The following is a 15,174-nucleotide window of genomic DNA, read 5'->3' as shown; positions in this document are numbered from 1 at the left end:
TTTATTTTTTACGATTAATCTCATAGAATTAAGTATTTTTACGCAGGCATCATCTTTTACCTAAGAGTTAAATTCTATTTGCAGTAAAGTTTGAAGGAGAAACGCAAAAGAACATTAAAAATTTCATCGCAACAGCTAATACATAACTCTTTTGTAGATGAAGCTATAAAGTTGTTACAAAATTTTTAAAGTGTTAGTAGAAAAAAATTAGCAAATTGGTATTTGCAAGAGCTTCATTATCTGGTACTTAAAATTGGTGGCCGATTAACAGTAATAAACTTATTTGGCATTGCTCTGAGCAATTTGCAGCCAGTATATGTGCTTGAGCTTTATAGAAAATAATAAATATGGCAACTTATTCAGCATTCTCTGATCCAGGAAGTACAACAGCCGCAGCTTTAGATACGACATCTGCATCTTATATTGGTGGCTCTCTCAATAACACATCTAGTATATTTCAAAATACTGTTAGTACTTCTGACACTCTAGATTTATATAGATTTACTGTCAGCAGTTCTAGTTCTAGTTCTAGTATTGTCACCTTAATATTAGATGGCTTAAGTGACAATGCGAATTTAAATGTGCTAAACAGTGGTGGTAATTCTATTTATAGTTCTAGTCAAACTGGTACTACATCAGAATTACTTCGCACAAACTTAGTTGCCGGCACATACTACGCCAAAGTTTCTTTTGCTGGTGTAAGCAGCACAAACTATAACCTCAGCCTTACAGCAGAAACCATTCTAGAAAGTGGACGCTCTGATAATAGTAGGGCAACCGCATTCGATATTGGCACATTCAGTAGCAGCAACACTAGCTACAGCACTACTGATTTTGTGGGAAATACTGGTATAAGCGGTTCTATCCAAGATACCAATGACTACTACAAATTTACTGCAAGCAACACGGGCATTATTAACATTACTCTCAATGGGCTGGGAGCCGATGCTAATCTAGAGTTGCGTAACGTTTCTGCAGTCATTCAAAATGATCCTCAAACTGGTACTACACCAGAGTCTATCACCTACAGTCTTGCCACGGCTACTACATATTATGTTCGAGTCTCACCTGGAACATTAAGTTTTACCAACTATAATTTGCAGTTCACCTTTACTTCAGACCCAGTAGATAATGCGGGGAACACCATAGGTGCGGCTCGCAATATTAATACTTTAAATACCACCCCTGCAACTTACTCAGACTTTGTTAATTCTGCTGATAACCTCGATTATTACCGCTTTGATTTGGCCTCTGATGCTTTAGTTAACTTTACCTTAACACCAGCAACAGCAAACGCGGATTTGCAATTACTTAATTCCTCTGGTAACGGTATTACATCTTCTAACCAGTCGGGAACTGCTCAAGATTCTATCAGGCGCAGTTTGATTGCAGGTACTTATTACATCCTCGTGACTCCTGGCACAGGTGCGGTGACTAACTACACCCTCAGTGCAGCAGCTACGCCAATAGCCACAGACCAAGCACCCAATACTCAGGGAACAGCTAAGAACATTGGCACACTAAGCAGTAATCAAACTTTCAATGATTTTGTTGGCACTATTGACAGTAATGATTGGTATCGTTTCAGTCTCGTCAATAATGGTGCATTGAACTTAACCCTCAATGGTTTGACTGACAATGCAGATGTCCAATTGATTAATAGTGGTGGAACTGTTATTCAAACATCAGCGCTGACGGGAACTACAAATGAAACTATCAACACTAACCTCAGTGCAGGTACTTATTACGTTCGCGTCTATCCATCTGGTTCTGCTGAGGCTTTCTACACCCTGAGTTTGTCAGCTACTCTACAAGCCCAGATACTAGAAATACGTTCAGGTTCTGGTAGTTCTGACCCTAGCAACCTAACAGCATTAGGTAGCACATTGTACTTTACCGCTAATGACGGTACTAGTGGCGTTCAATTGTGGAGGAATAATGGCACTACTAACACTCGCGTGACCAATATTAATCCTAGTGGTTTTAACCCAGCTAATTTGACTGTCTTCAATGGCAAACTGTATTTTACTGCGAATGACGGCACAACAGGTACAGAACTTTGGGTGTACGATGGCACAAATGTTCAGAGAATCAGTGATATTAATCCCAATGCTGCCAGTTCTAGTCCAACTAACCTGACTGTTGTTGGTAGCAACCTATTTTTTACTGCTGATAATGCCTCAAGTGGTAGGGAATTATGGGCATATAATGGCTCGACATTTACATTAGTTAAAGATATTTTCGCTGGTGCTAGAAGTTCTGAGCCTGCAAATCTCACTAACGTTAACGGTCAGCTATACTTTACAGCTTATAACCCGACTTATGGCAACGAGCTTTGGACTAGTGATGGCACCACAGGCGGTACGCAAGTCATTGATGTCAGGACGGGTGGACTTAGCTCATCACCTGCTAGTCTCACAGCTGTTGGCAGTACGTTATACTTCACTGCTAGTGATGGCACAAACGGCTCTGAGGTATGGAAATACCAAGCTGGAGTAGCTAGTTTAGTTAAAGATGTAACACCTGGCAATAATGGGTTTGGGCCAATTAATCTCACTGCTGTTGGCAGTACCTTGTACTTTGTTACAGATAGCAATAGTGATTTTCAGCAAGAACTCTGGAGGAGTGACGGCACTAGCGCTGGAACAACACAGGTCAATAGTAATATTACTGGTATTGGTGCATTAAATTTTAGAGCGATCGGCAGTACCCTCTACTTTACTGGCTATGACTCTACAAATGGTTTTGAACTATGGAAGAGTGATAATTCCGGCACCGCAGTAGTTAAAGATATTTGGGTTGGTAGTGACCCTAATAGCAGTTTTCCTGATAGTCTGGTCAGTTTTAATGGCGCCTTATATTTTGCAGCTTCTGACGCTAGCAACAATAGGGAATTGTGGAGCAGTGACGGCACAGCTGTAGGTACGAGCAAGGTGAGCAATATTAATGCCACAGGCAATGCTAACCCTGCCCAGCTAACTGTCGTTGGTAATAGGCTGTTCTTCATCGCCACGACCGGGACTAACGGTACAGAGTTGTGGGCTATTTAACAAGGAGGTGATGTTTTACACAAAAATTCGAAGCAATAGACAAACTTGGTTCATTTCCCTTTATTTTTCAAACAATTCTTGGGTAATTTACTTGCCTAAGACGTTCTCAAAATTGACTCAAACACTAAATTAAGGAAAATTTTTCACCATGAAGAGCAAAATTGTAGCTATTATTGCCGCTAGCACCGCCGCTTTAGGTAGTGCCATTTTTTTAGCACCTGCTCAAGCCCAAATCACAACACCCGCTAGTAACGTCAACGTACAGGTAACAGTACCTGAAGTACTATATTTGAGAACTGTTGCTGACATTACTGTCGATATTCTACCTACGGAGTTAACTGCAGCTACACTGACTGCAAGTGGTAGTGGGTATTATGGTGGGGATTCAACTGGTACAGCAGACGGCACCAATGGTGTTGACACTACATCACCATTCTTTGTGTCAGCAGGAAACGTCACAGTCACCAAGTCAGTACCTAGTGTGTTTGCAGTATGGTCTAATAGCCCCCGTGGTCAGGGAGTTGCGGTTACTACTGCAATAGTAACCCCTACTCTCAATACCACAGCTGCTAGTGGTTCCACAATCACGATTAGCTCAGTTGCTCCTATAACAGCTAGTGCTAACGTCCCTGGTTTAATCACCCCTTTCACTGATGGTGTTAATTTGGGCTTGATCTTGGGTGGTAATGGTATCTCTGAAGCAGGTGACTATACAGGTGGTGTTGTTAGCGTCACAGCAACTGCTCCGTAATTAGTATTGCTGATTTCAGGGATAGAAGGGTATTTGAAAGTGAAGTTTTTACCTTATTTCATTCCAGCTACTCAGCAACGCCTCTAAAGTTAACGCTAAGGCTATTAAGGTTTTGCTCACTAGATTCTTAATAGCTTTTAGCTCCCATCATTCTGGCATTGAGAAAAAGAATCTGCCTCATATATCTCAAATAGAGAGCAGATTCTCCTCCCTCTACTTCTAGAAGTTTGTCATATTTATCAAACTTCTAAAATGCCAAACATACATCAGTTTGATGTCAACTTGATGTCAATAATAATGTAGAAATATGTCACCGAATAAAATCATTAGCTGCTTGAGTATGACGATAGCACTTCTTGTGTTGACAGAGTTTCGTACCTCAGCTCAATTCGTATTTGGGAATGCCGAGCCTACAGAGATTAATCAATTATCTACCCCCCAAAGATTAGTTATTCCTGCCCTAGCGCCATCAGAAATTGTACCTGCTGCTAAGACTAGCGAATCAGTTGCTAATGAGGAAGACTTGCTAACTCCACCTCGTTTTAACACCGTCATCATTCGTGAATTGCCAGCTCTTTGGCAGATGCGGGTTCCTGTGGAGCAGGTGGGTCTTCTCTATGCCACTTATGAAATCAGGGGTGAAAATGGACGCAGAAATGCAGTTAGTAACGAGCAGCGTTCTGACTCAGCAGCTCAAGTTCTTTTAGAACCATTACCTATTATAGAAATTTCTCGCGATCAGAACACCAATACAGCTCTAATACAGGGTGGAGTTCGATTAAAAATAGATATTTCGTCTACCGAGTTTGCGGGTGCATACGCTGGTGATGTGACGGTAACGCTCAATCAACGCTAGTTTTTTGTTTTTTGGTTTGTGCAAAGGTCAAAAATTTCATGCAGATGTTTTACAAATCTAGAAATATAGGCTTAGGTTTAATTGGGGCATTAGTCTTAGGAATGCCAACTGCTACAGCACTTAATATTGGTATTTCCCCTTCGCGGATTGAAATGGAAGTTAGTAGCAAAACGCGTTCCCAATCGATTCGCGTTTTGAATCTTTCCTCCGAATCGGTTGAACTTAAGGCTTCTGTGCGGTCTTGGGCGATGAGTGAAGATAATAAATTGCAAGATGTTGCACCCAGTGAGCAATCTTTAGAGCAGTGGATTGTTTTCACTCCCTCCCAATTTAAAATTCCAGCAGGTGGCGCTCAAACTATACGCTTTGCAGTTCGTCCAAGGGTACAGCCCAAACAAGGTGAACACCGGGCTGTGATTTATTTGGAGGAAGTTCGCCCTGCTAATCAAGCTAATCAAGTTAATAAGCCAAAAACCAAGAGTGTGAGGGTCGCCGCACGGGTAGGTGTTGTGATATACGGCTATGTGGGAGATGTGAAAAGGGTCGGTATAGTTAATTCTGTGACTGTAGACACTAAACCGAATACTCCCAACGCGGTATTTGATATTTCTAATCAAGGTAATGCCTACGTGCGGCTGAAAGGTCAATATGCTATTTGGCCTGCTACTAAATATCCGGGAGCAGAAGCCACAGGTTTGCTAACTAATTTTGGCAAGCCAGGAGCAAAAGTTCCTGAGAATGTGCTAGACGCAGGTTTATTACCTTCTGCACCGATATTACCTAGTAATCGTCGTCAAATCCGCCTACCAATCACTACAAAGCTACCTCCTGGCAAGTATGTGTTTGATATCAATGGCGAATTAAGTGGTGTATCTATAAATAAAGGTATACCTTTTACAGTTCCATTAGGTAATACCATTGAGGCTAAAACCCCCCCTACTTCTCGAAATCTGAGAAATTCTCTTCGCCGCAAATAGCTGTGGCAGCGTCAAAAGCCCAAATCTTCAGAGTAAGTTAATTTTTGTTTTTCCCAATTATGGTTTTGTAGCTGGGAAGTTTTTTGGCTACCTAAAGGAATATGTTTGCTTAACTTTATGATCTACCAAACTCCTACAGCCCCGCCCACTGTTACTATTTTACAGTCTGAGAATATATCTTGTAAACTACCACTAGATGCTAATGCTAGCAAAAAAAGTAAGGCAGTTGCAGCAGCGATCGCATCTCTGGCTCCACCAGAAACTTTACCAGCTGAATTTTCTACAAATGGGTTGCGGCCTACCTGTAACCAAGGACAATTAGATCAACAGGTAATTGCCCAAAGTACAGAAGTAATAGCACCCTCTCAAGAGTCTACCTCCACTAATTCTGCACAACCTGTAGCAGAATCTGTCAATACAAGCAATGCTTCTATTCCTACACAACCTGTAGCAGAATCTGTTAACACAAGTAATACTTCTATTCCTGCACAACCTGTAGCAGAATCTGTCAATACAAGTAATGTTTCTATTCCTGTACAACCTGTAGCAGAATCTGTCAATATAAGCAATACTTCCTCAAGTGATGCTACTGAAAGTACCATAGCAGCAGCAAAAAATTTATTACTTGGGGTTATTATTAATGACCGAGAAGTTGGTAGTTTAGATATTGTACAAGAAGGAAATACTTTATTAATTCCATTATTAAACTTTGCACAAATTGCTGGCTTTACAGTTGAGAATATAGGCGAAAAAAACCAGCTTAAGACACCGGCTGGAACTGTTATACTTGCCGCAGATGAACTTCAGCAAATTAACGGCATTGCTTATATTAGTGATACTTTGTTACTAAAAAAATTAGCAACAAATATTCAGTTAAATTCTACAGATTTAACTTTGATTGTTGACTTGCCTTGGCGTAGAGGTAGTGGAAAAGCTAGTTCGCCAGTAGCTGAACTCCAACCAGAAGTTCGGCCTCCGAGTAGTGGATTGTCAAATCTTCGGCAAGAGCTACAGTTTACTAATTCTTCTAGAGATACGTTTTGGCGTAGTTCTACTCTTTTAGGAGGACGTTTAGCAGGTGGATCTTGGCGGCTGCGCCTAGACAATAACTTTGTCAACCAACCAGATGTGACTGAATACTTTTTCTTTAAGCGTTCAGGTCCATCTCTCTATCAAGTAGGTCGGCAACAAATTGCGTTACATCCCTTATTGACGGGTATTAATTTAACTGGAGCGCAATTTGGTTATACTAATCTTTCCCCAGAGAAGTTTAGTAACAGTTATAGTTACGGCGCAAATGAACTTTTACCCAGACGTTCGCAACCTCTACAAACATTTCGGGGTGTAGTTCCGCCAGCCAGTTTTGTGCAGTTAAGAGTTAGTGGGATTGTAATTGCCCAGCAGCAGGTAGGACTAACTGGAGAATACGAGTTTCTTGATATCAATTTGCCTCCTGGTCAAAGTAATGATATTGAGCTATTGGTTTTTGATCGTAACAACCCGAATACACCAATAGAAATTCGTTCTTTAAGGTTCAATACTTCTGAGTTATTACTACCATCTGGTGGAAGTATTCAGTTAGCGGGTCTAGGATTGACTGGTAACTTTATTCAAGATGCTTTATTTAACGATATAGGGACTTCCAGTGAGTCGGGTAGACTGGCTGGATTTTATCAGGTACGTCAAGGTATTTCCAATGATTTAACATTAGAAGGGGCAGTACAATTATTACCTGATACAACGCAAGCACAAGCAGGTTTTGTTTGGCGCTTGGCATCTCCCGCAATTCTAGCTGCTAGTGTTGGTAGTTCTCGTGGTGAAATTGGCTATACAGCAGATTTAGATGTTCAGTTAGATCGCTTACAAGTTATTGGTAATTCTGAATTATATCCATCGCAGTATCTATCTAGTAGTCAATCACGCGATCGCTTCAATCACAGTTTGGAATTTAAATATAAGTTCAGTGACAGTTTTAACTTAGGAGTTGTCGCTCGTAGCCGCCAGGATCAAAGAAGTGGAAATGATTACATTTCTCCTACCTTTTCATTCCGTCCTTTTTCCAGTCTATCTTTAAGCGGTAGACCGGATTTTCAAGGACGCTATTTATTCAATGCTTTCTACCAAGTATCACCGCAAAGTAGGCTATCTTTTAACACTTTTGGTGATATCTATACAACAGATTTTGGTTATAATTTCAATCGAGAGTATCAACTATCTTTAGGGACTGAATTTGGCGGTGATTTAGCCAGTCGCTACACTGTGACACTCAATCGAAGCGCCCGTAGTCTTTCTGGTCTGAGTTGGCGCTTAGGAATGGCCTATAGTGATGGAGAGGTTGGGCCGGTTGTAGGTGCTAGTATGCAGCTAGTTCCAGGTCTATTTGCTAGAGTTGAATATCAAGGTATTCCCTCTAGAACTAGAAGTATTTTTGGCGGCTTTGGCGACGATCGCCTGACAATATCCTTAGTCTCAGATTTATCATTTGCTGGCGGTAGAGTATCCCCTGCTCAATATAGCTCAGTTGGTAAAGAACGTGGTGGGATTGGTGGGCGAATTGTCGTAGAAGGAGGAAGACAAAACTTTGACTTAAGTGGCTCCGTTGTTCAAGTATTCAATAAGCGTAACCAGTTTTTAGGCGGCGCGAGAACTGACTCTCAAGGTAATTTCTTTGTCGGCAATTTGCCCGAAGGTGTATATATAGTTGAACTTGATCCAGAACAGCTACCTGTGGAACTTTCCCTGCCAAAAACGACCGTAGTTGCTGAAGTGGCAAACTCTGCTATAACTCAATTAGATTTCCCCGTTAGATTAGAATATGGCATGGCAGGTAAAATTACTGATGTGGCAGGTCAGCCAATACCAAATGTGGAAGTAGAACTAGTTGATGCTCAAGGCAAACGAGTAGTGTCATCTGTGACTGATCAATTTGGTCTTTACCGTCTAGATGCTGTTCCCGTTGGTAACTATACATTGCGCGTTCCTGTTCAAGATGGCATCGCCAGCAGCAACACTTTACCAAAATTAGAAATAGCAATTAATAAAGAGTTTATATACGACCAAAATCTGCAATTACCGATTGCCGCAGCCGCTAAGGAAACTCAGGAGAAAAAAGAAACTCAAGAAAAATAAGTTTTTAGGATTTTTCTAAAAGCGACAATTAGGGACAAACCGCTTCACTTGGATGCCCAATTTAATTTACTATGTGTATTGTTCTCCATCTGTATGGGCTACATCTGGCTACCCTAAGATCGTTATGGCAAAATCGAAGAAAAGCGCCAATCCCATCAACTTAAACGATCCACAATATTATCTTAACCGAGAGTTAAGCTGGCTACAATTTAATGCCAGGGTATTACATGAAGCTTGTGACGATCGCACGCCTCTTCTCGAACGCCTCAAGTTTTTAGCAATCTTCAACTCTAATTTGGATGAGTTTTTCATGGTGCGTGTTGCTGGTTTAAAGCAACAAGTAGAGGCGAAAGTCAGCCTGTTAACTCCCGATGGTCGGACACCACAACAACAGTTAGACGATATTAGGTCTACCCTGATTCCTCATGTAAAAAAAGAGCATCAACATTTTGAACAAGTACTTCGTCCTCTATTAGTAAATCATGGCATCCATATTCTGGATTACATAGATTTGAATCAAAAACAGCGAACTCATCTCAACAATTATTTTGAGGAACAAGTCTTTCCAGTCTTGACTCCTCTGGCTGTTGATCCTAGTCATCCCTTTCCTTTTATTTCTAATCTCAGCCTGAATCTGGCTGTTGTGGTCAAAAACCCAGACACCGAAGAAGAATTCTTTGCCAGAGTTAAAGTTCCCAGTGTTCTCCCACGATTTTTACCGATACCGCCTGAGTTGGGACAAAATACCGACAAACCTGCTCACTGGACTGGAGTACCTTTAGAACAAGCGATCGCTCATAACCTGGAATCTCTATTTCCAGGGATGAATATTCAAGAATATCATCCGTTCCGCATTACCCGTGATGCCGATTTGGTCTTAGAAGAAGATGAAGCAGATGATTTGTTGTTAGCGATTGAACAGGAATTACGAAAACGGCGGCTAGGCGGGAGTCCAGTGCGGCTAGAAATTCAATCCCAGACTCCTGAAATAGTGCGATCGCGATTATTGCATGATTTGGAATTAACAGAAAGCGATCTCTACGAAGTAGACGGTCTTTTGGGACTGCGGGATTTGATGTCTTTTATGTCCTTGCCATTGCCGGAACTCAAAGATCCACCACGCCAATCTGTTGTACCATTACGCTTGCAAAGGCTGAGGGAACCGAGTTTAGATCCAGATACGCTGGAAACGGACGAAGGAAAAGACTTTTTTGCTGTGATTCGGGAAAAGGATTTGCTAGTACACCATCCCTATCAATCCTTTTCGGCTACAGTGGTGCGCTTTATTACCCATGCTGCCTACGATCCGAATGTTTTAGCCATCAAAATGACCCTTTACCGGACTTCTGGTGACTCGCCCATAGTCAATGCCCTAATTGCCGCGGCCGAAAATGATAAGCAGGTATCTGTACTCGTGGAATTAAAGGCGCGATTTGATGAGGAAAATAATATTTACTGGGCAAAACGACTAGAAAGAGTTGGAGTTCATGTTGTCTATGGTTTAGTAGGGCTGAAAACCCACAGTAAAACCGTCATGGTGGTACGGCGGGAAAAAGATCGAATACGCCGCTACGTACATATTGGCACTGGTAATTATAATCCTAAAACGGCACGGCTGTATACAGATTTGGGATTGTTTAGTTGCCGTGAAGAATTAGGTGCTGATATCACAGATTTATTTAATTTCTTGACAGGATACTCCCTGCAAAAGTCTTATCGAGAATTGCTGGTTGCACCTGTGAATATGCGCGATCGCTTTTTGGCACTAATTAACCGCGAAATTGAAAATGTTCAAAATGGATTTTCTGGACGCATTGTTGCCAAAATGAATTCCCTAGTCGATCCGCAAATTATCGCCACTTTATATGAAGCTTCTCGTGCCGGTGTGCAAATCGACTTAATTATCAGGGGCGTTTGCTGTTTGCGTCCAGGACTCAAAGATATTAGTGAAAATATTCGCATTATCAGCATCGTCGGTCGCTTTTTAGAACACTCTCGCATTTATTATTTTCATAACAATACACAGGAAGAAATCTTTATTGGCAGTGCCGACTGGATGCGCCGCAACCTAGATCGTCGAGTCGAAGTAATTACCCCAGTAAAAGACCCAGATATTGCCAAAGATTTGCAAGAAATTATGGGAATTATGCTCGCAGATAATCGCCAAGCTTGGGAATTACAAGCCGATGGCACTTACATTCAACGCCGTCCTTATGATGATTCTCCAGAAGCCAATTCACAAAAAATTCTTATGAATATGGCATTACGCTCAACTGGTGTAATTTCAAACTTGATTGATTAAAAAATAAGTTCCTTTAATTTTGACAACTATCTAAACTTAGATAATTTTTAAAAGTTATCTAAGTTATTTGTCATAGGTTCACACAGAATTCATGAATCAGGATTCCAAATTCAGAATGAATTCCGATCAAAAAGCAGATAGCATAGGGATAGCGAGTCCGCTTATCCCTGCGGCGATCTTCCTAGCAAAAGCGTCTCGTAAAGAGCATCAAGATTACTGATTTATAAATTCTGAATTCTTCTTCAATCACCCATTGGATAGAGTTAGTGCTGGCACGTGTTCCCATAGACTAGAGAGGTTATTCTGAATAAATTTGTCTTTCCCCTCAATGTTAATGTTATCCTGTGAGCTTTCTACCTTGCGTGTTCTAGTAGTTGATGACCATGAACTGACTCGTCTAACCTTACAATTGGTTTTTTCTTGTCAGGAGAATATTCAAGTAGTAGGTTTAGCTAGTAATGGTGAAGAAGCTATAGAAATGGTTAAACGTTGTCATCCTGACGTAATTGTTCTAGATTTACAAATGCCAGTCATGGATGGCTGGAGCGCGTCTAGCCAAATTAAAGCTATATCTCCGAACACCCAGATCCTTGCTTACTCCTCAGTAGAAGACGTAAATTTTCAAGGAACTAAGGCAATGTCTAGCTTTGATGACGTTTGCAAGAAAGATGTACCGACAAGCGAACTGATTGCTTTAGTTAAGCGCTTAGGTCAGCGTGCAAAAGATGATTCAGTTGCAGGGTAAATGATACAACTATGCTGCTTCGCCAGCTCAGGCTTAGTTAAATTTTGGGGATTTGAGAATATTATAGTACTACGGAGCGTCGGTATTAGCTGAAGTTGACAGTTAAACCGACGCATTTGTGCTATTTTCTACTCTACCGGAATAGTGCGTTTAAATTCATCAATTAATTCATCTAGTTCTTCCAAAGCCTGATTTACGTCAACTCTCAATGTTCCCAGGTTTGGTTGCTCTAGCAGTCCTAATAGGTACTCCCGTTTACTTTGAACTGCAACAATTCGTTCTTTTATAGTCTGTAGATCCATTATTTTTTTCCATTTTTAACTACCTTTAAATTTTAAGTTAACTCAAAATCCAACATTTTGGGGCACTATACTCTTAGTAGTCCACTACACTAACTGTCCTCTCTAGAAACTCCTCATGTCTCCCGTACCCCTACTCAAAAGCAGGCTACGTGTAGCGTCTCTGATATGAGAAATTTTAAACCAAGTAAGCCAGAAGCTCTTGACTTCCCCTTGTGTGAGTCTTAACCTGGCAATTTTGAATTGGTTGAATTACTAATCTCTGGGGATGATGTTCTTCCCTAATTTGTTACTCATAGCCGATGATAATAAAACTGAGGTATTAAGAATTTATACTAATTTAAGCTCATGCTACGCCAAATCTCTTTGGGAACACTCGGTTTAACTGTCGGTGGCATATTAACCATTATGGGCTTCGTCGCCTATGCTGGTAATAATGCCACACTCAATCTTGTTGGATTTTTTTACGGTATTCCTCTATTGTTGGGAGGACTGGCACTAAAAGCTAATGAACTTAAGCCAGTACCCTTTACCCAAAATACATCACCGTCAGCATTGAAACTGCGGGAACAGCAAGCAACTGATACTCAAAATAAAATTCGCAAAGATATCACCCGATATTGTTACGGTCAAGATGCTCATTTAGATACAACACTTTCTTTTCTGGGTTTGAGTCCCACAGACCAGGAAAGACCAACAGTCACAGGGTTACGAGAAGTAGAAGTTAATGGTAACTATGCCCTAATTTTAGAATTTGATTCACCGCTAATACCAATTGATGTATGGCAAAAAAAGCAGGAAAAAATGACTAATTATTTTGGGCCGGGATTGGAGGTTCAAATAACACAGCCATCTGAAAATACAATTGAGTTAGCGCTGATTAATACTCCAAAAGAGTCACTAGTCAGTAGTCAATAGTCAGGGACAAAACTTATTGTTACCAAAACTTTATGGCTGGTCGTTACCCAAATTTTACTTAAGTTCTCGACAAAGAAACCCTCTCTGTACTTAATTTAACTGAAATTTTCACTTTCACAGGGGATAGCATCAACCTAAGTAGAGACGCGAAACTTTGCGTCTCTACACGCCTAAAAATTGCCACGGATGATCATTAAGTCAATTGTATTGCTATATACAGCATTGACTCGTTCTTTTACCACTAACCAAAAAGTTACTTCTCTAAACGAACTGCATACCATTGTAAATATTGCCCAGGGCCAATATCTAATTCACAGCCGGTGTCGAGTAAATATTGTGCTTGAGCTTCCACAGTATCAAACTTTTGCAAGTCAGGCGGTAAATCTTGAATTATAAGTTGCTGGAGAGTCGTTTTGAGCTTTTCTAATAACTCTGATTGGGTCAAAAATTGCTCTGGCTTATTTGTTTCTAAAAGAACAAAGTGATCTTGCTGATACATTAATGAATCTGGCATTTTAAAGATTTTGTAAATACAAATGGGTTTGTTTTTTTGTAATAACGTCGGGTTATTTTTGTAGTCAAAGAATGGCTATTCTATCTATTTTACCTGCTTTCTGTGCAGTACTCATAGGATTTAGCTCTTTAAGATATCCAGCTTAATTTAGTATATCTATATATAAACTTAACTACTAAATTACTGTTTTTTAGAATAAAAAATCGATTTTTAACTTAACTAAATATAGTTAATCGGATGAAATAAGAATTTTTACTTAATTTATTAACTCAAAGTGATTAGACAATAAAATTTTGAACTAAGTTAAATCTTCATTTTATGTAATTATACTGAGTTTTTATCCCCACTTTCCAATAGACTAAAGACATTTAAGTCAAGTGATATTAGTATTTAATATTAGCTATAGCAATCAAAATTTAAACGTAAGAAAATACGTAGATTAAAAATGCGTATTTTAAAGCCTTTCAGGGATTTTATCTCTCACGAATGATTTAGGGCTGCTATATTTTCTGAACGTACTTTGACAACTGCTTTTCTCTATTTCGCTAAGTTTATAAACTAATTAATTAAGGTGCGTATTTGCAATTTTCAAAAGAATTGCAATTTAACTTTAACAATGGGGAAATATAAAAGCAACACTTCCTCCCATAACCATAGCCGAACAAAAAGGTAAAAATTGCCTTCGCGTTCCAATTATAGATTGTCTATGCAACTTAGTTATCTACCGCTTGCTTGGCTCAAGAACATTGAGCAGTCTATTGTCAAAAAACAGTTGATTGTGAAGCCAGACACACCTTTGCCGCAAATTCTGGCATTGATGAAAAGAGCGATCGCTCCCATGCGATTGAGTTGCACAGCCTTTTTCAGAATAATCCTGCAAGTGGAAGGCAACTCATGTCAGGCATAAGCTCATTTTCTGTTTCTAAACAACCACCACTGATTCTAGTGGCTGATGATGACAAGACTATCCGAGTGTTGTTGCGTAAAGCTATGGAACAAGAAGGTTATCGAGTGGTTGAGGTCAATGATGGTAAGCAATGTTTAGATGCTTACGAGACTATCAAACCGGATATAGTTTTGCTAGATGCTGTAATGCCTGTGATGGATGGCTTTACCTGCTGTAAGCAATTGCTCCAAATTGCCAGGAATAATTTAATCTCAGCCCTTGCAACCTTTGATACTGACTCGGCTCTTAACAATACTGTCATCTCCAAAATATGGGAGCGCACTCCCATATTGATGATCACATGCTTGGACGATGAGGAATCTGTAAACCGTGCTTTTGATGCAGGAGCGACTGATTATGTTACTAAGCCAATTCACTGGCCTGTATTGCGTCAACGATTGCGCCGACTGCTACAGCAAGCACAAGTATACAAACAATTAGAGGCAGCAAACCAAGCTTTGCAGCACCTTGCCAATGTAGATGGCTTAACTGATTTGGCTAATCGTCGTCGCTTTGACGATTATCTCAATACTCAGTGGATTAATCTTGCCCAAGAGGAATCTCCTCTGTCAATGATTTTGTGTGATAAGTAAGCCGTGGGAAAAATTTATAAGTATGTAACAAAAAATTAAGCAGAAGAATTGGAGTTAAATCTTATACGCTGTGTACTATATTTTCCCTTCTCTG

Annotated in this window: 11 protein-coding genes and 1 pseudogene; 10 read left to right on the top strand and 2 right to left on the bottom strand. The window is 40.2% G+C overall.

What is annotated here, in order from left to right; genetic code table 11:
- Positions 1-347 precede the first annotated feature (347 nt).
- From H6G86_RS14155 to H6G86_RS14125, 7 genes are all read left to right on the top strand, one after another.
- Positions 348-3,050 carry a pre-peptidase C-terminal domain-containing protein gene (locus tag H6G86_RS14155; RefSeq protein WP_190934862.1) on the top strand — a complete coding sequence of 901 codons (2,703 nt, stop codon included), beginning with the start codon at positions 348-350 and terminating at the stop codon, positions 3,048-3,050.
- Between the two features lie 148 nt (positions 3,051-3,198).
- Positions 3,199-3,801, top strand: coding sequence for a hypothetical protein (locus H6G86_RS14150; protein WP_190934861.1), 603 nt, complete (start codon positions 3,199-3,201; stop codon positions 3,799-3,801).
- Between the two features lie 307 nt (positions 3,802-4,108).
- Positions 4,109-4,657, top strand: coding sequence for a hypothetical protein (locus tag H6G86_RS14145; protein WP_190934860.1), 549 nt, complete (start codon positions 4,109-4,111; stop codon positions 4,655-4,657).
- Between the two features lie 44 nt (positions 4,658-4,701).
- Entirely contained in the window at positions 4,702-5,634 is a 933-nt protein-coding gene (locus H6G86_RS14140; protein ID WP_190934938.1) for a fimbrial biogenesis chaperone, read from the top strand.
- Positions 5,635-5,751: 117 nt separating this feature from the next.
- Positions 5,752-8,763 (top strand): carboxypeptidase regulatory-like domain-containing protein, encoded by a 3,012-nt coding sequence (locus tag H6G86_RS14135; protein WP_190934859.1) that lies wholly within the window; start codon positions 5,752-5,754, stop codon positions 8,761-8,763.
- Between the two features lie 124 nt (positions 8,764-8,887).
- Complete coding sequence (gene ppk1 / locus H6G86_RS14130) at positions 8,888-11,065, top strand: polyphosphate kinase 1 (RefSeq protein ID WP_190934858.1); 2,178 nt, start codon at positions 8,888-8,890, stop codon at positions 11,063-11,065.
- A gap of 328 nt (positions 11,066-11,393) precedes the next feature.
- On the top strand, positions 11,394-11,810 hold the full coding sequence (locus H6G86_RS14125; RefSeq protein WP_190934857.1) for a response regulator: 417 nt from the start codon (positions 11,394-11,396) through the stop codon (positions 11,808-11,810).
- Between the two features lie 128 nt (positions 11,811-11,938).
- Here H6G86_RS14125 and H6G86_RS14120 read toward each other — a convergent pair whose 3' ends face one another.
- Complete coding sequence (locus H6G86_RS14120; RefSeq protein WP_012412001.1) at positions 11,939-12,112, bottom strand: hypothetical protein; 174 nt, start codon at positions 12,110-12,112, stop codon at positions 11,939-11,941.
- A 345-nt stretch (positions 12,113-12,457) separates the two neighbouring features.
- Here H6G86_RS14120 and H6G86_RS14115 point away from each other — a divergent pair, with 345 nt between their 5' ends.
- Positions 12,458-13,027, top strand: coding sequence for a DUF2854 domain-containing protein (locus H6G86_RS14115; protein WP_190934856.1), 570 nt, complete (start codon positions 12,458-12,460; stop codon positions 13,025-13,027).
- Positions 13,028-13,280: 253 nt separating this feature from the next.
- On the opposite strand, the gene H6G86_RS14110 is transcribed toward H6G86_RS14115, so the two are convergent.
- Positions 13,281-13,541, bottom strand: coding sequence for a CRR7 family NDH-1 assembly protein (locus H6G86_RS14110; protein ID WP_190934855.1), 261 nt, complete (start codon positions 13,539-13,541; stop codon positions 13,281-13,283).
- A 706-nt stretch (positions 13,542-14,247) separates the two neighbouring features.
- Between H6G86_RS14110 and H6G86_RS14105 the strand changes: the two genes are divergently transcribed.
- Entirely contained in the window at positions 14,248-14,448 is a 201-nt protein-coding gene (locus tag H6G86_RS14105) for a hypothetical protein (RefSeq protein ID WP_041565700.1), read from the top strand.
- A pseudogene (locus H6G86_RS14100) lies at positions 14,436-15,074 on the top strand (GGDEF domain-containing response regulator); the annotation flags it as partial. The gene H6G86_RS14105 and the pseudogene H6G86_RS14100, both read left to right, overlap by 13 nt.
- Positions 15,075-15,174: the final 100 nt, after the last annotated feature.

This window comes from Nostoc sp. FACHB-133 (genome assembly GCF_014698055.1).
Lineage (GTDB): Bacteria > Cyanobacteriota > Cyanobacteriia > Cyanobacteriales > Nostocaceae > Nostoc.
Note: the sequence above shows the minus strand (reverse complement) of the source record. Positions and strands in the feature narration are given on the sequence as shown.